13 protein-coding genes are annotated in these 17,251 nt (G+C 69.8%); 2 read left to right on the top strand and 11 right to left on the bottom strand.

Going from position 1 to position 17,251, the window contains the following annotated elements; genetic code table 11:
• Positions 1 to 177 precede the first annotated feature (177 nt).
• Both WA967_RS14745 and WA967_RS14740 read left to right on the top strand, forming a co-directional pair.
• A complete protein-coding gene (locus WA967_RS14745) occupies positions 178 to 660 on the top strand; it encodes a VanZ family protein (RefSeq protein ID WP_424424125.1) in 483 nt (160 codons plus the stop codon).
• A 12-nt stretch (positions 661 to 672) separates the two neighbouring features.
• Positions 673 to 1,446, top strand: coding sequence for an HAD-IIB family hydrolase (locus tag WA967_RS14740; RefSeq protein WP_424424123.1), 774 nt, complete (start codon positions 673 to 675; stop codon positions 1,444 to 1,446).
• Positions 1,447 to 1,531: 85 nt separating this feature from the next.
• Here WA967_RS14740 and WA967_RS14735 read toward each other — a convergent pair whose 3' ends face one another.
• The 11 genes from WA967_RS14735 to pta all read right to left on the bottom strand — a co-directional run bounded on the left by WA967_RS14735 (position 1,532) and on the right by pta (position 17,244).
• Positions 1,532 to 2,143 (bottom strand): thymidine kinase, encoded by a 612-nt coding sequence (locus WA967_RS14735; RefSeq protein WP_424424122.1) that lies wholly within the window; start codon positions 2,141 to 2,143, stop codon positions 1,532 to 1,534.
• Positions 2,144 to 2,152: 9 nt separating this feature from the next.
• A complete protein-coding gene (gene mqo, locus WA967_RS14730; protein ID WP_424424132.1) occupies positions 2,153 to 3,571 on the bottom strand; it encodes a malate dehydrogenase (quinone) in 1,419 nt (472 codons plus the stop codon).
• Positions 3,572 to 3,653: 82 nt separating this feature from the next.
• Positions 3,654 to 4,736: an aspartate-semialdehyde dehydrogenase gene (locus tag WA967_RS14725; RefSeq protein WP_424424120.1), complete on the bottom strand. Its 1,083-nt coding sequence runs from the start codon at positions 4,734 to 4,736 to the stop codon at positions 3,654 to 3,656.
• 298 nt (positions 4,737 to 5,034) lie between these two features.
• Positions 5,035 to 6,321 (bottom strand): aspartate kinase, encoded by a 1,287-nt coding sequence (locus WA967_RS14720; RefSeq protein ID WP_424424118.1) that lies wholly within the window; start codon positions 6,319 to 6,321, stop codon positions 5,035 to 5,037.
• A gap of 99 nt (positions 6,322 to 6,420) precedes the next feature.
• Positions 6,421 to 7,344, bottom strand: a complete 924-nt coding sequence (locus WA967_RS14715; RefSeq protein WP_424424116.1) for a DMT family transporter — start codon at positions 7,342 to 7,344, stop codon at positions 6,421 to 6,423.
• A complete protein-coding gene (gene recR, locus WA967_RS14710) occupies positions 7,341 to 7,934 on the bottom strand; it encodes a recombination mediator RecR (RefSeq protein ID WP_424424114.1) in 594 nt (197 codons plus the stop codon). Before recR ends, WA967_RS14715 begins: the two co-directional genes overlap by 4 nt.
• Positions 7,934 to 10,360 carry a DNA polymerase III subunit gamma and tau gene (locus tag WA967_RS14705; protein WP_424424112.1) on the bottom strand — a complete coding sequence of 809 codons (2,427 nt, stop codon included), beginning with the start codon at positions 10,358 to 10,360 and terminating at the stop codon, positions 7,934 to 7,936. Before WA967_RS14705 ends, recR begins: the two co-directional genes overlap by 1 nt.
• 178 nt (positions 10,361 to 10,538) lie before the next feature.
• Complete coding sequence (locus WA967_RS14700; RefSeq protein ID WP_424424109.1) at positions 10,539 to 13,031, bottom strand: glycoside hydrolase family 65 protein; 2,493 nt, start codon at positions 13,029 to 13,031, stop codon at positions 10,539 to 10,541.
• A 24-nt stretch (positions 13,032 to 13,055) separates the two neighbouring features.
• Positions 13,056 to 13,799 (bottom strand): beta-phosphoglucomutase family hydrolase, encoded by a 744-nt coding sequence (locus WA967_RS14695; protein ID WP_424424130.1) that lies wholly within the window; start codon positions 13,797 to 13,799, stop codon positions 13,056 to 13,058.
• A 119-nt stretch (positions 13,800 to 13,918) separates the two neighbouring features.
• Positions 13,919 to 15,142 (bottom strand): acetate/propionate family kinase, encoded by a 1,224-nt coding sequence (locus WA967_RS14690; protein ID WP_424424107.1) that lies wholly within the window; start codon positions 15,140 to 15,142, stop codon positions 13,919 to 13,921.
• Entirely contained in the window at positions 15,139 to 17,244 is a 2,106-nt protein-coding gene (pta, locus tag WA967_RS14685) for a phosphate acetyltransferase (protein ID WP_424424104.1), read from the bottom strand. The genes WA967_RS14690 and pta overlap by 4 nt, the downstream gene beginning before the upstream one ends.
• Positions 17,245 to 17,251: the final 7 nt, after the last annotated feature.

The raw sequence follows: 17,251 nt of genomic DNA, 5'->3' as shown, positions 1-17,251 counted from the left end.
GGGCGGGGTCCTGCGGCGTTTCGTCCGGGACGCCAGAGGGGCCCCACCGCGCAGGAGGCTCCGCACGCCGCCACTTCCGACCATCGCAACCCGATCTCGGATTCGAGCGGCGGGTGGAGGGCGCGGTGGGGAAGCACCCCCAGCGGCACCCCAGCCCTCCCCCGTACGATCGTCCTCGTGACCACGCAACCGCTCCCGCTCCCTCCTGCACCGCGTGCACGGCGCCGGCCGAGCAACCGCGGCGTCGTCGTGGCGCTGCTGATCGGCATCCCGTACCTGGCTGGGATCCTTTCGCTCACCCTCGCGCCGGAGCGCGTCGAGAAGCGGATGCCGGCGATGCTCGACCTCGTGCTGGGGTTCGCTCATCGCACCCTGGGCTGGGGCTGGCTGGGCTTCGACCAGCTGGAATTCTCGTCGAACGTCCTGGTGTTCCTTCCTCTCGGGATCCTCGCTTTCATCATCCTCAGGAACCGGATCCTCGCCGCGCTGCTGGTCGGCCCGCTGCTGTCTGTGATCATCGAGATCTGTCAGGGACTGCTCCTGCCCGACCGGGTCGCCAGCGCCGTCGACGTGGCCACGAACTCCCTCGGCGCGACCATCGGCGTGCTGCTGGCCTGGTCCGTGTCGAGACTCATCGTCGCCGCCCCCAAGCCCGAATAAGCTGGAGGCACTATGCCTACACCGCGCCTGGTCGCCTTCGACCTCGATGACACGCTCGCCCCGTCCAAGGCCCGCATCGACGCCCGCATCGCAGATCTGCTCTGCAGCCTGCTGCAGCGGGTCGACGTCGCCATCATCTCCGGAGGCAACGAGGAGCAGTTCCGCACGCAGGTCATCTCGCAGCTGGCCGACGCCCCGGCATCCGATCTGGCGCGACTGCACCTGCTGCCCACCTGCGGCACCCGCTACCTGCGCCACGACGGCAACGACTTCACCGCTGTCTACGCCCACGACCTCACCGACGCCGAGAAGAACGCGGCCCTGCAGGCCCTGCGCGAGGAGGCTCAGCGCCTGCGCCTGTGGGAGCCGGACCCCTGGGGCGAGATCCTCGAGGATCGCGGCTCGCAGATCACCTTCTCGGCCCTCGGTCAGCAGGCCCCCGGCGACGCCAAGCGCGCCTGGGACCCCGACGGCGCCAAGCGCGCGGCCCTGCGCGACGCCGTTGCAGCCCGCCTGCCCGGCCTGGAGGTCCGCTCCGGCGGCTCCACCAGCATCGACATCACCCGTGAGGGCATCGACAAGGCCCACGGCATGCGCCAGCTGGCCGAGCACACCGGCATCTCGCTGACCGACATGCTCTTCTACGGCGACCGCCTCGACGAGGACGGCAACGACTACCCCGTGCTCGCCATCGGCGTGCCCTGCGTGCCCGTGGAGGGCTGGCAGGACACCGCCGACAAGCTCGACGCCCTCATCCCGGCGCTGCCCGCGCCGGTCGTCGACTGATCCGAACTGCTCAGGACAGGAGGTCAGCCGTGACGCAACGCTTCGACGAGCTCAGCGACCCAGCTGCAAGCTCAACGAGTGAGCCTCAACCGAGCACTCCGCCGGACTCCTCGAGATAGCAGTTCCCGCACAGCGACTCGTACGTCACGGAGGCCCCGTCGATGGCGACCTGGTCACCATCGAACACGAAGCGCCCGTCGACCTTCCGCCCGTTGAACACGGCTTTGCGGCCGCAGCGGCAGATGGTCTTCAGCTCCTCGAGCGTGTGCGCGATGGCCAGCAGCCGCGCGGACCCCGGGAACGCGTGCGTGCGGAAGTCGTTGCGGATGCCGTACGCCAGCACCGGGATGCCGTCGAGCACCGCGATGCGGAACAGGTCGTCGATCTGCCCGGGCGTGAGGAACTGCGCCTCATCGATGAGCAGGCATGCCACGTCCGCATGGTCCTCCGATGATCGGCGCACCTGCTCGCGCTGCGCGGCGAACAGCCCTCGGGCATCGTCCTCCGCACCTATCAGGAAGTCGACCTCCCGGGTCATGCCGAGCCGGCTCTCGATCTGCGAGGCGCCCTTGGTGTCGATGGCGGGTTTGGCCAGCAGCACGTGCTGGCCGCGCTCCTCGTAGTTGTAGGCGGCCTGCAGCAGTGCCGTCGACTTGCCGGAGTTCATCGCGCCGTAGCGGAAGTACAGCTTCGCCACGGTGCCCTGTCAGCTCTGCAGCGAGAGCGCGGCGGAGGTCTTCTCGAACGTCTCCTTCGCCAGCTCCGGCTTGTTGTTGAGCTGCTCGCCCAGCGTGGGGATCAGCTCGCGAAGCCGGGGCTCCCAGCCTGCGTACTCGTCGGCGAAGCAGCGCTTGAGCAGCCCCAGCATGATCGGCACGGCGGTCGAGGCCCCCGGCGAGGCGCCCAGCAGGCCCGAGATGGATCCGTCGGCCGAGGTGATGACCTCGGTGCCGAACTGCAGCTTGCCGTTGTGCATGACCTGGGCGCGCTGGCCGGCCTGGCGCAGCGTCCAGTCCTCGTCCTTGGCATCCGGCATCAGCTCACGCAGGTCCTGGACCTTGCGGCTCTGATTCTTCAGCAGTTCGCTGACGAGGTACTTGATGAGGTCGAAGTTGGTGGCGGCGACCTTCAGCATGCTGAACAGGTTGGACGGGCGCACCTGTGTGACGATGTCCCAGTTCGAGCCGTTCTTGAGGAACTTCGGGCTGAACGTGGCGAACGGCCCGAACAGCACCGACGTCTTGCCGTCGACGACGCGAGTGTCCAGGTGCGGCACCGACATCGGCGGGGCACCCACGGTGGCCTTCGAGTACACCTTGGCGTGGTGCTGAGACACGATCTCGGGCTTGCTCGTCATCAGCCACTGTCCGCCGATCGGGAAGCAGCCGTAGCCCTTGATCTCGGGGATGCCGCTGTTCTGCAGCAGCTTGAGGGCCCAGCCGCCCGCGCCGACGAACACGAAGCGCGCCTTGATCTCACCGGGCGCGTGACCCAGCGTGCGACGGTGCTTGATCAGCCAGGTGCCGTCCTTCTGGCGCTTGAGGGAGCGCACCTCGGTGTTGGTGCGCACCTGCGCACCGGAGGCCGCCAGGTGCGAGAAGAGCTGGCGTGTGAGGGCGCCGAAGTCCACGTCGGTGCCGCCGGTGACCCGTGTCGCAGCGAACGGCGCGTCGGTCTTCAGGCGCTTCTGCACGAGCAGCGGCGCCCAGGTGTTGATGACGCGCGAGTCCTCGCTGTACTCCATGTCGGCGAACAGCGTCTGCTTGCTGAGCGCCTCGTAGCGGGTCTTCAGGAACGAGACGTTCTTCTCGCCGCGCACGAACGTCATGTGCGGGGTCGGGTTGATGAATGTGTCGGGGCCGCTGAGCACGCCGCGGTCGATCAGGCTCGACCAGAGCTGACGGCTGAGCTGGAACTGCTCGTTGATGGAGACGGCCTTGGTGACGTCGACGCTGCCGTCGGCTGCCTGTGGCGTGTAGTTCAGCTCGCATAGCGCCGAGTGGCCGGTGCCCGCGTTGTTGAACGCGTTGGAGCTCTCCTCGGCCACCTCGCTGAGGCGCTCGTAGGCGACGATCTTCCAGTCCGGCTGCAGTTCGTGCAGCAGAGTACCGAGTGTGGCGGACATGATGCCCCCACCGATCAAGACGACGTCGACGGTTTCAGTCACCCGACCAGTCTAGTCGTCAGCATCCGCCCCGCTTTCCGCGTCAGGCGGATGCCGCGGATGCCGGTACCAGGCGCTTCGCGAGCTCCTCCGCGATCTGCACGGCGTTCAGAGCCGCGCCCTTGCGGAGGTTGTCGTTGGTGATGAACAGCACCAGACCCTTGCCCTCCGGAGCGGACTGGTCGGCACGGATGCGGCCGACGAAGCTGGGGTCCTTGCCCGCGGCATTGAGCGGCGTGGGCACCTCGTCGACGACCACGCCGGGCGCCTGGGCGAGCACCTCGTAGGCCCGCTCGGGGGTGATGTCGTTCGCGAACTCGGCATGGATCGACAGCGAGTGCCCGGTGAACACCGGCACGCGCACGCAGGTGCCGGCCACGCGCAGGTCGGGCAGGCCGAGGATCTTGCGGCTCTCGTTGCGGAGCTTCTTCTCCTCGTCCGTCTCGTTGTCGCCGTCGTCGACCAGGTTGCCGGCGAATGGGATCACGTCGAACGCGATCGGGGCGACGTACTTCTCGGGCGCGGGGAAGTCGACGGCCGAGCCGTCGTGCACGAGGCGCAGCACGTCGCCCTGTGCGACGGCGCTCTCCACCTGGCCGAGCAGCTCCTGCGCACCGGCGAGACCGGATCCGGAGACGGCCTGGTACGTGCTGACGATGAGTCGCTCGAGGCCCGCCTCGGCGTCGAGGGCCTTCATGACCGGCATGGCGGCCATGGTGGTGCAGTTCGGGTTGGCGATGATGCCCTTGGGACGCTCGTCCATGGCATCCGGGTTGACCTCGCTGACCACCAGCGGGACTTCGGGATCCATCCGCCAGGCGCTGGAGTTGTCGACGACCACGGCTCCTGCGGCGGCGAACTTCGGTGCGTACGCACGGCTGGCGGTGGCGCCGGCGGAGAAGAGGGCGATGTCGATGCCCGCGGGGTCCGCCGTCTCGACGTCCTCGACGACGACGTCCTGACCCTGGAACTCGATGGTCCTCCCGGCGGAGCGGGCTGAGGCGAACAGTCGCAGCTCGCGGACGGGGAAGGCGCGTTCGGCGAGGATCTCGCGCATCACGGTGCCGACCTGTCCGGTCGCGCCGACGACGGCGATCGAGAATCCTGAGTCGGAGATACGGGTCATGAGGAGTCCTTGGCGTGAAGACGGAGCGCTGGGCTCAGCCCCGGGTGAGGTTGCTGCGCCCGGCGCCGGTGTCAGGGTTGCGGCGAGTCTACCCGCTCGCGCTCGGGTGCGGATGCGGAGTGACGGATGCCGTCTACGATCCGTCCGGCGTGTGGTCCGTCAGGGACGGATGCCTGCGGAAAGCACGGATGTCGGCTCAGACGCTCCAGTCCGACCGGCATCCGTGTTCTGAGCCGACATCCGTCCGGAGACGGACAGATTTCCGGACGGACGTGGACGCTCGGGCGTGCGGATGCCGTCAGCGGCCGGTGCCGGCGTGGACGACGGCCTCGATCTCGCTGTCCAGCCCGTAGGCGGTGTGCACGGCCTGCGCTGCGGAGTTGAGATCGGAGCCGCGCAGCACGACCGAGATGCGGATCTCGGAGGTGGAGATCATCTCGATGTTGATGCCCGCGGTGCTCAGCGCATCGAACAGGATCTCGGAGACGCCGGAGTGCGTGCGCATGCCGGCGCCGACCACCGACAGCTTGCCGATCTGGTCGTCGTGGATGAGGTTCTCGAAGCCGACCTCGTTCTTCTCGGCCGCCAGCGCCTTCAGCGTGGCGGTCGCATCGGCCTTGGAGAGCGTGAAGGAGATGTCGGTGCGGCCGGTGGATGCCGCCGACACGTTCTGCACGATCATGTCGACGTTGGCGCCGGACTTGGAGACGATCTTGAAGATCTCCGCAGCCTTGCCGGGCACGTCGGGCACGCCCGCGACGGTGATCTTGGCCTGGCTGAGGTCGGTGGCGACGCCCGCGACGATGGGTTCTTCCATGACTGCTCCCTCGGTTTCGCGGGGGTTCTTCATGCCCTCGCCCAGAACGTAGGTGCCCTCTGCCGACGAGAACGTGGACCGGGCGTGGATGAGGACGTGCTGCCGGCGCGCGTACTCGACGGCGCGGATGTAGAGCACCTTGGCCCCGTTGGCGGCCAGCTCCAGCATCTCCTCGGTGGAGATGTGGTCGAGCTTCCCGGCCTTCGGGATCACGCGCGGGTCCGCGCTGTAGATGCCGTCGACATCGCTGTAGATCTCGCAGACATCGGCCTTCAGCGCCGCGGCCAGGGCGACGGCGGTGGTGTCGGAGCCGCCGCGGCCGAGCGTGGTGATGTCGCGGGTGTCGCGGTTGAACCCCTGGAAGCCCGCGACGATGACGATGGCGCCCTCGTCGAGCGCTTCGCGCAGCCGCACCGGAGTGACGTCGACGATGCGGGCCTTGCCGTGGTGCGAGTCGGTGATCATGCCGGCCTGGCTGCCGGTGAACGAGCGGGCTTCGAAACCCATGGAGTGGATGGCCATGGCCAGCAGCGCCATGGAGATGCGCTCACCGCTGGACAGCAGCATGTCCAGCTCGCGCGGCGCGGGAATCGGCGCGACCTCGTGCGCGAGGTCAACAAGTTCGTCGGTCGTGTCGCCCATGGCGCTGACGGCCACGACCACGTCGTGACCGGCACGACGGGTGTCGACGATGCGCTTGGCGACGCGCTTGATGCTCTCCGCATCGGCGACGGACGATCCGCCGTACTTCTGCACGATCAGGGCCACGTTCACTCCCGGGGACGTTGGGCGGAGCCGCCCAGGATCATTGTACGGATCGGGTCCATGCCTGCCGGCGCATGTGACGGGTGCGGCCGGCGGGTCCGGCTAGGCGGTGGGCCCGGATGGGACCTCGGATGCCCGTGGCCGGAAGCGTCCCCCGGTGGCGGCGAACCAGCATCCGATGAGGATGATCGGCAGGCCGATGATCAGTCCCGGTGTGACGGGCTCGGCGGCCAGCACGGTGCCCAGCACGATCGCGACGATCGGGTTGATGTAGGTGAACAGCGGTGCGCGCACCGGGCCCACCTCGCGGATCAGCGCGAAGAAGCACACGAACGCGAACGCCGTGCAGACCACGCCCAGCAGCAGCAGCGAGCCGGCGGACCGCAGCGTGGGCGGCTCGTGCGGGGTGAGGATGGCCGCAGGCAGGTAGGCCAGGCCGATGGCGAACAGAGCCAGGGTGATCGTGCCGATGGAGGGCACGTCGGCGAGCTTGTGCGCGATGATGAACGGCGCGATGGCGTACATCACGGCGGTGAGCATGATCTCGCCGATGGCGAAGGCGCTGGCGGGTTCGGTCGGGAACAGTCCGGGGCCTGCGACGACGATGGACACGCCCGCGAAGCCGACCAGCAGACCACCGAGGCGGACGGGCGCGAGGGCCGTGCGATCGCCGCGCAGAAGGGCGATGATCACCGCGAACAGCGGGACGGTGGCCACCAGCAGTCCGGTCAGGCCCGACGGCAGCTGCGTCTCGGCGTGGCTCAGCAGCAGGAAGGGCCCGCCCATCTCCACCGCTCCGAACGCCAGGATCCACGGCCAGTGCTTCCAGGCGGCCTTCAGCGCTCCGCTGCGGATCGCGAGCGGCAGCAGCACGAGGGCGCCCAGCAGCGTGCGCCCGGAGACGACGGCCGGCGGGCCGAACGTGTCGACGGCCTCCTTGATGAACAGGTAGGTGATGCCCCACACGAACGCCATGACGGCGAACAGGATCCAGCCCCTCCGGCTGAACCCGGAGTTCGCGTTCACAGGCGGCGCCGACCCTCGAAGGCCCGCCCCAGCGTCACCTCGTCTGCATACTCCAGGTCGCCGCCGACGGGCAGGCCGGAGGCCAGCCGCGAGACGGTGATGTCCATGCTGGTGAGCAGTCGGCTCAGGTAGCTGGCCGTGGCCTCGCCCTCGAGGTTGGGGTTGGTGGCGAGGATTACCTCCTGCACGGTGCCGTCGGCCAGGCGTGTCATCAGCTGCGCGATGCGCAGGTCATCGGGGCCGACGCCCGCGATCGGGCTGATGGCGCCGCCCAGCACGTGATACAGCCCGCGGAACTCGCGGGTGCGCTCGATGGCGGCCACGTCCTTGGCATCCTCGACCACGCAGATCAGCTCGGGGTTGCGGCGGGGATCGCGACAGATCGCGCAGCGGTCGTGCTCGGACACGTTGCCGCAGATCTCGCAGAAGCGCACGCGCTCGCGCACCTCGACCAGCAGCTCCGAGAGCCGCTTCACGTCGAAAGAGGGCGTCTGCAGGATGTGGAACGCGATGCGCTGGGCGGATTTCGGGCCGATCCCGGGGAGCCGGCCGAACTCGTCGATCAGCTCCTGGACGATGCCGTCATACATCAGTGGAACCTCGTCGGGGGCTCATAGGGCTCTTCGCGGAGGAACTTCGCGCCGAGCACCTGGCGGATCACGGCCTCGCCGCGGCGCTCGACGCCGTCGGATGCCGCGCGATGCGCGGACACCGTCGGCGCGGGGGCCTGACGAGCGGGGGCCTGACGCACGGGCGCCTGACGCACGGGCGCCGCCGTGGGCGCCTGCCGGGGCCCGCGCGATCCTCCGGCGTCGGGAACCGGTGCGTCGTAGGCGGGGTCGTAGGGCGGTTCCTCGTCGAACGGCGGATAGTCGTCCTCGGGCGGGGTGTCGACGGCGCCATCCGCTGGAGGCGCAGGAGGAGCGGATGCCGCGGCCTCGGCTTCGGCGGGCTCCTCATCTACAGCGAACTGCTGCTGCACGGCTGCCGGTGCAGGGGGCGCGATCGGCGCCGCGGGTGCCGTCGGCGCGGCATCCGCGGTGCTGGCGGCGACATGAGCCGGCGCCGAGGTCGGGATCGTGGCAACCGCCCACTCTGTGACGGAGGCGGGCACCGCCGCCGAGTTGCTCCTCGGATCGCTGCGGTGGTCGGCCTCCCCCACCGGCGACGGGTCGCCCATCGGGTTGGCCCAGCCGGCTGCGGGTGCCTCGTCTCCCCGCGCGACGGGGTGGTCCGGCGCAGGACGGCTCGGCGCCGCCGGTGCGGGGCCGGACGCAACGCGTGCACTGCCGCCACCGCTCTGCGGAGGGAGGGGCGCGGGGCGGTACTTCACGGTGACGCCGAGTTCCTGCTCGATGGCCGCGCGCAGGTGGTCGGACGGTCCATCACCGGGCTTCGTGCCCTTGAACTTCGTCAGGTCCGCAGGGCTCGCGAATCCCAGCGTCAGCACGGTCTTCTCGACGTTGAAGCCCAACGGCTGCGTGCCCGTGGCCACCAGCCACGACGTGCGGCTGACGGACTCCAGCCGCTTCAGCACCGCGGGCCACGACGCCTGGATGCGCTCGAACGTGACGGGCGCCGCAGGTGCGGCGGTCGGTGCAGCAGGAGAGGATTTCTCGGGAGCGAGGTCTGCGGGCGCAGGCGTCGCAGCAGCTTCGGATGCTGCGAGAGCGGCAGGTCCATCCTGCGCAGACTCTGCTTCGGGTGTCTTCGGGGCGACGGGCGCCGCCGAAGGCGTCTCCTCGGCTGCAGGTGCCACAGGTTCCTCGACTGCCGGAGCGGGAGCAGCAGCCTGTGGAGCCGCTGTGGGCTGCGGCTCAGGCGCGGCGTTCACGACAGGCGCGGGCGCATGTGCATGCGCACGCGCAGCAGCCGGTGGCACGCTCACCGCCGCCTGGCCCGCGGCATCCGCGGGTGCAGCCGCCAGCACACGGGCGACCATGAGCTCCAGGTGCAGACGAGGCGAGGTGGCCCCCGTCATGTCATCGAGTGCGCGGCTGACGAGGTCTGCCGTGCGGGACAGTCGCGAGGCGCCGAAGGACGCCGCCTGCGCCAGCATCCGCTGCATCTCGTCGGCGGGCAGGCCGCGCAGCACGGACGCCGCACCGTCTTCTCCGACGGCGGCGATGACGATGAGATCGCGCAGGCGCTCCAGCAGGTCGTCGACGAAGCGGCGCGGATCCTGACCGGACTGCACGACGCGGTCGACCGCGGGGAACGCCGCGGCTGCGTCGCCGGCGGCGAGCGCCTCGACGATCTCGTCCAGCAGTGCCGCATGCGTGTAACCGAGCAGGGCGACGGCGCGCTCGTACGTCACGTTGCCCTCGTCGGAGCCGGCGATGAGCTGATCCAGCAGCGACAGCGTGTCACGCGGCGAGCCGCCGCCGGCGCGGACGACCAGGCTCAGCACGCCCTGCTCGACCTGCACGCCCTCCTCGCTGCACAGCTTCTCGACGTACTCGAGCATGGCCGCCGGCGGCACCAGGCGGAACGGGTAGTGGTGGGTGCGCGAGCGGATGGTGCCGAGCACCTTCTCGGGCTCGGTGGTCGCGAAGATGAACTTCACGTGCTCGGGCGGCTCCTCGACCAGCTTCAGCAGGGCGTTGAATCCCTGCGGCGTGACCATGTGCGCCTCGTCGAGGATGAAGATCTTGTAGCGGTCGCGGCTGGGGGCGAACGTCGCGCGCTCGCGCAGGTCGCGGGCATCGTCGACGCCGTTGTGGCTGGCCGCGTCGATCTCGACCACATCCAGCGATCCGCCGCCGTTGCGGGACAGCTCCACGCAGCTCGGGCACGTCCCGCACGGGGTGTCGGTGGGGCCCTCGGCGCAGTTCAGGCAGCGCGCCAGAATGCGCGCCGACGTGGTCTTCCCGCATCCGCGAGGGCCGGAGAAGAGGTACGCGTGCCCGACGCGGTCGCCGCGCAGCGCGGTCATGAGCGGGTCGGTCACCTGGGACTGGCCGATCATCTCCGCGAAGGTCTCGGGCCGGTAGCGGCGGTAGAGGGCTGCTGTCACCCGTCCAGCCTACGGCGTGCGACCGACATCGGTCCCGGGCCTTCGCAGTCGAGGCTGACCTTCCGGCCTCCGCCCGTCGCCGACACCCCGGCCTCTCGCCGAGACCCCGCCCTGCGGGCGTCGGCACGGCGGGGTGTGGACGGCAGGCCGGGGTCTCGGCGGAGGGAGGAACGGGGCTCTAGTCCTCGTAGGCGGCGATCACCGGGATGGTCGTGGTGGTGACAGGGACGGTCGGCGACATGAGCGTGCCGTCATCACGGCGGGCGTCCTCGAACTGGCGCAGCGTCGGGCGGCCGCGGCGCACCGGCCCCTGGTCGGCCAGCGCCACCAGCGCGGGCTCCGCCGCCGATGCCCGGTACTTCACGCCCCGCACGGAGAAGTCCACCGGATCGCCGGAGCGCACCTCCACGCGCAGCGCATCGGCCGTGAGCGTCACCCGCAGCTGCGAATCGTGCCAGCGCAGCGGATACGACAGCTCCGGCCAGTCCTCGGGCAGCCGCGGATCGAACGACAGCAGGCCGTCGTGGTCGCGCATGCCGCCGAACCCGGACACCAGCGTGGTCCAGACGCCACCCGCGGACGCCACGTGCACGCCGTCGGCGGCGTTGTGGTGCAGGTCGCCCAGGTCCACGAACAGCGCCTGTTCGAAGTAGTTCCGCGCAAGGTCCTGGTAGCCGACCTCCGCCGCCATGATCGACTGCACGACGGCCGACAGCGTCGAGTCGCCGGTGGTCAGCGGATCGTAGTAGTCGAAGTCGGCGAGCTTCTGCTCGGCGGTGAAGTGGTTGCCCTGCAGGAACAGCGCCAGCACGACATCCGCCTGCTTGAGGACCTGGAACCGGTAGATCACCAGCGGGTGGTAGTGCAGCAGCAGCGGGCGCTGATCGGGGGGAGTGCCCTCCAGGTCCCACACCTCGCGCTCGAGGAACATCGCATCCTGCGGATGGATGCCCAGCGACTCGCTGAACGGAATGTGGATGGCCTCGGCGGCCCGATCCCAGGCATCCCGCTCACCGGCGTCCAGGCCCGTGCGCTCCACCAGAGCCGCGTACGCGGCGGGGTCCTGCTCGGCCATCTCCCGCACCACCCGTGCCGCGAAGCGCAGGTTGTAGCGGGCCATGACGTTGGTGAACAAGTTGTCGTTGACGACGGTGGTGTACTCGTCCGGCCCCGTCACCCCGTGGATGTGGAACGTGGAGTCGCCGTTGGTGCCGCGCCAGAAGCCCAGCGTCGCCCACAGCCGCGCGGTCTCCACGGCGATGTCGGCGCCCTCGCGCCGCAGGAACTCCTCATCCCCCGTGGCGCGCACGTACTTGCCGAGCGCGAAGCTGATGTCGGCGTTGATGTGGTACTGGGCGGTGCCCGCCGCGTAGTAGGCCGACGCCTCTTCGCCGTTGATGGTCCGCCAGGGGAACAACGCGCCGGCCTCGTTCAGCTGGGCGGCGCGCCGCCGCGCGGCCGGCAGCATGAGCACCCGCGCGCGCAGCGCGTTCTTCGCCCACTGCGGCGAGGTGTAGGTGAGGAACGGCAGCACGTAGATCTCGGTGTCCCAGAAGTAGTGCCCGCTGTACCCGGAGCCGGTCAGCCCCTTCGCCGCGACTCCCGCGCCGTCCGCGCGCGACGCCGCCTGTGCGAGCTGGAACAGGCACCACCGCACGGCCTGCTGCAGGTCGTCGTGTCCGGCGATGCGCACGTCCGAGCGCTCCCAGAAGTCTTCCAGCCACGCGGCCTGACCGCGGAACAGGGCGTCGACGCCCTCCACGCCCACCCGGTCCAGCGACCGGCGGCAGCGATCCACCAGCTCACGCGGCGGCACGCCCCGGGAGCTGTGGTAGCTGACGATCTTGCTGATCCGGATCGGGACACCGGCCTTGGCCTGCACGCGGAACACGTTCTTCGCGATGTCGGGCTCGATGAGCGTTCGCGTGCTGTACTCGTTCTCGGTCTCGACGATGTGGTCGGCGACGACAGCCACCGTCATGCCGGAATCGGTCACCCGGTACGAGAGCGCGGACCGCAGCCCGTCCTGCCAGTACTCCACCGGCTGCAGCACGCGCTGCGCGATCTTCTCGGCGCGTCGAGGGTCGAATCCGACTCTGCTCTCGGGCTTCGCAGCCATCGGATCGCCGGCGTAGATCCCCGCGCCGTCCTGCCGGTTCAGCAGCTGGCAGCTGATGGTCACCGGCGCATCGGCGTTCTCCACCACCAGCTCGAGCCGCAGCACCGCCAGGTGCCGCTCCTCGAAGCTGACGATGCGCTCGTCGTGCATGCGCACCCGCTTGCCCGACGGCGTGACCCACAGGACGTCACGGGAGAGCACGCCGGTGCGCAGGTCCAGGGCGCGCTCGTACTCGTGGAGCTCGGTCTCGTCGAACGTCAGCGGCTCGTCGTCGATGTACACCCGCATGACCTTGGCGTCCGGTGCGTTGACGATGGTCTGCCCGACCTCGGCGAAACCGTACGCCTGCTCGGCATGACGGATCGGCCAAGTCTCGTGCAACCCGTTGATGAAGGTGCCGTGCTCGTGCGCGCCCCGGCCCTCGATGTGGTTGCCGCGCAGCCCGAGGTAGCCGTTGCCGACGGAGAAGAAGGTCTCGGAGACCCCCTCTTCGTCGTAGCCGGTCTCGATGAGCCGCCACGGGTCGACAGGGTAGCGTTCGCGATCGATCATGCTTTCTCCGGTGCAGAGTGAGTGTCAGGGCAGCAGGCGGGCGAGGTCGTCGACGATGCACGTCGCTCCGGCCTCGCGGAGGGCGTCTTCTCCGGCTCCGCGGTCGACACCGACGACGGTGCCGTAGCCGGCGGATGCCGCGGAGCCGACGCCCGCCACGGCATCCTCCACGGCGACGGCCGCTGCCGGGTCGACGCCCAGCATCCGCGCCCCCGCCAGGAACATGTCCGGCGCGGGCTTGGAGGCCAGGTGTTCGCGCTCGGCGACGACGCCGTCGACGACGATGACGAAGAACTCGCGGATGCCGGCGGATGCCAGCACCTCCTCGGCGTTCTTGGAGCTGGAGACCACGCCCAGCGGCACCTCGGCATCCCGAAGGGCCTCGAGCAGGGCCAGGGACCCCGGGTAGGGGGCGATCCCCTCGCTGCGCAACGCGGCGGCGAAAGCGGCGTTCTTGCGATTCCCCACGCCGCAGATCGTGTCGGCCTCGGGCGGATCCTCGATCTCGCCCCAGGGGATCTCGATGTTGCGGCTGCGCAGCAGACTGGCGACACCGTCGTAGCGCTTCTTGCCATCGACATAGGCGAAGTAGTCGGCATCGGTGTACGGTTCGGTCGCGCCCCATCGGGCGAGCTCCGCATCGAAGACGACCTTCCAGGCGCGCATGTGCACCTCGGCGGTGGGCGTGAGCACGCCGTCGAGATCGAACAGCACGCCGACGGCACGCTGAAGATCGGGGAGCGCTTCGGGCACGACACCTCCAGGGATGGGGATCACTGCGTCCAGCCTAGTGACGCGACGGGGCGTATTCGGGGTTGTTCTCATCACGAATCAGCGACTGCGGGCGACGGCACGGGAACGGGCTGCCGAGGATCGGGCCGAGCGCGTCAGATCGCGCTGACCGACTGGCGGGCGATCTCGAGCTCCTCGTCCGTCGGGACGACCAGCACCTGCACGGCCGAGTCGTCCGCGGAGATCCGACGGATGCCGCGTTCGCGCGACGCATTGCGCTCCGCGTCCACGCGCACGCCCATGAATTCCAGCGTCGCGAGTGCATCGGCCCGCACGTCGGCGGCGTTCTCGCCGACGCCCGCGGTGAACGAGATCACGTCCACCCCGCCCAGCTGGGCGGCATACGCGCCGGCGTACGCGCGCAGCCGGTGGATGTACACGTCGTACGCCAGCGATGCCGCCTCATCCCCCTCGATCCGGCCTGCGAGGATGTCGCGCATGTCGCTGCGCCCGGCGAGCCCCAGCAGCCCGCTGCGCTTGTTGAGCAGGGTGTCCAGCCCGTCGGCGTCGAGGCCTGCCCGTCGCACGAGGTGGATGAGGACGGCAGGATCGATGTCTCCCGTGCGGGTGCCCATCACCAGACCCTCGAGAGGAGTGAAGCCCATCGACGTCTCCACCGACCTGCCGCCGCGCACGGCCGTGACCGACGCGCCGTTGCCGAGGTGGAACACGATCTGGCGCAGCTCGCCGACGTCGAGCCCCAGGAAGCCCGCCGCCGCACCGGCGACGTACTTGTGGCTCGTGCCGTGGAAGCCGTAGCGGCGGATGCGGTGCTGCCGTGCCACGGCCGCGTCGAGCGCGTACGTGTACGCGGCCGGCTCGAGCGTCTGGTGGAAGGCCGTGTCGAAGACCGCGACGTGCGGCACGTCGCGGAAGGCGGCTCGCGCCGCGCGGATGCCGGCGAGGTTGGCCGGGTTGTGGAGCGGTGCGAGGACGATCAGGTCCTCGATGTCCTCCTCCACGGCATCCGTGATCACCGTGGGCTCGAAGAACCGCGCGCCGCCGTGCACCACGCGGTGCCCGACCACCACCGGAGGATGCTCGGCGAGATCCGGTCCGTGCGCGGCGAACTGCGCGAGCATCTCGGCGAAGGCGTCGTCGTGATCGCGGATCGGGCGCTCGGCGGAATGCTTCACATCGAGTACGGCCGGTGTCGGCGTGCCGGGCTCGGCGACGGTGCGCACCGTGTGACCGAGGATCCCGGTTCCCTGCCCGATGCGCTCGATGAGCCCGTGCGCCAACTCGAAGCGGCGCTCGGGATCGATGAGGCTGTACTTCAGCGACGACGACCCGCTGTTGATGACGAGCACGACGCTCACGCCGCGTCCCCCTGCGCCTGGATCGCCGTGATGGCGACGGTGTTGACGATGTCGTCGACGAGCGCCCCGCGGCTGAGGTCGTTGATGGGCTTGTTCAGTCCCTGCAGCACCGGCCCGATCGCCACCGCCCCGGCCGAGCGCTGCACGGCCTTGTAGGTGTTGTTCCCGGTGTTCAGGTCGGGGAAGATGAACACCGTCGCTCGTCCCGCGACCTGCGATCCGGGGAGCTTGGCCGCGGCGACCGCGGCGTCGGCCGCCGCGTCGTACTGGATCGGCCCCTCCACGAGCAGCGCGGGCATGCGCTCGCGCACCAGGGCCGTCGCCGCGCGCACCTTCTCCACATCGGCGCCGGAACCGGACTCCCCTGTGGAGTAGGACAGCATCGCGACGCGGGGCTCCACGCCGAACTGCGCGGCCGTCGCGGCCGACGAGATGGCGATGTCGGCGAGCTGGATGCTGGTGGGGTCGGGGATCACGGCGCAGTCGCCGTACACCAGCACCCGATCGGCGAGCGCCATCAGGAACACGCTGGAGACGACATCCACGCCGGGGCGGGTCTTGATGATCTCGAACGAGGGCCGGATGGTGTGCGCGGTGGTGTGCGCGGCGCCGGAGACCATGCCGTCGGCCAGGCCCAGATGCACCATCATCGTGCCGAAGTACGACACGTCTGTGACGGTGTCAGCGGCCTGCTGCAGGGTGATGCCCTTGTGTGCGCGGATGCGCGCGTACTCGGTGGCGAAGCGCGCGACCAGCTCCGGATCGGTGGGGCTGATCACCTGCGCCGCGGAGATGTCCACTCCCAGCGCGGCGGCACGGGCACGCACCTCGCCCTCGTCTCCGAGGATGACGAGGTCGGCCACGCCGCGGGCCAGCAGGATGCCCGCCGCCCGAAGGATGCGGTCGTCGTCGCCCTCGGGAAGCACGATGCGGCGGCGGACGCTGCGCGCGCGCTCGATGAGGCCGTACTCGAACATCAGCGGGGTCACCACCGACGACGTAGCCAGGCCCATCTCGATGGTGAGCTCGGCGATGTCGACGTGCTTCTGGAACAGCGCCAGCGCCGTCTGGTACCGCTGCCCCGACTCCACGCTCACCCTGCCGCGGGTGCGCATGATGCGCGCGGCGGTGTCGTAGGTGCCCAGGTCCGTGGCGATGATCGGTATGGCCAGGTCGAGTCCGTCCATCAGCTGCAGGATCGTGTCGGGCAGCGCGAACGGCCCGTTCAGCACGATGCCCGCGATATCCGGGAACGTGCCGGACGAGGTCGCCAGCAGCGTGGCCAGCAGCGTCTCGGTGCGGTCGGCGGCGATCACCACCACCGAGCCCTCGATCAGGCGCGGCAGCACGTTGACCATTGACATCCCGGCGATCACCACGCTGTACGCCTCGCGGTCCAGCAGCTCCTCGCCACCGCGCACCAGCCTGCCGTCCAGGGCGCGCAGGATGCCGCGCATGGACGGCGCCACCAGCGCACGATCCTCGGGGATCGCCCACACCGGGGTGCGATCCGCATCCAGCCCGTCGACGATCTCGCGCAGCCGATCGGGTTCGGCCCTGTTGACGATGATGGCGAACAGCTCGGCGCGCTCGGCAGCCAGTTCGCCGAGCGAGAGCGCCGCCAGCTGCTGGATCTGCTGCGATGAGCGCGCGGTGGTCGTACCGAGCTGCTCGGCGTGGTCCTGCTGGTCGCGTCCGGAGATGACCAGCAGCACGGGAACACCGAGGTTCGCAGCGATCCGGGCATTGAAGCCGAGCTCGGCGGGGCTGGCGACGTCGGTGTAGTCGCTGCCCACCACGACGACGGCGTCGCACTGCGCCTCGACGGCTTTGAAGCGCACGACGATCTCGCCCAGTGCGCGCTCCGGGTCCTCGCGCACGTCGTCGTAGCTGACCCCGATGCAGTCCTCGTAGTCCAGGTGCACGCCGTCGTGGGCCAGCAGCAGCTCCAGCACGTAGTCGCGCTCGTGGGTGGAACGCGCGATGGGGCGGAACACCCCCACGCGGGGCGAGACGCGCATCAGCGCATCCAGCACTCCCAGAGCGATGGTGGACTTGCCGGTGTGCCCCTCCGCGGAGGTGATGTAGATGCTGCGCGCCACATGCCCA

It is taken from the genome of Microbacterium sp., from assembly GCF_049650565.1.
In the GTDB taxonomy this organism is placed as follows: domain Bacteria; phylum Actinomycetota; class Actinomycetes; order Actinomycetales; family Microbacteriaceae; genus Microbacterium.
The sequence above is the reverse complement of the archived record's forward strand: the minus strand, read 5'-3'. Positions and strand labels throughout refer to the sequence as shown.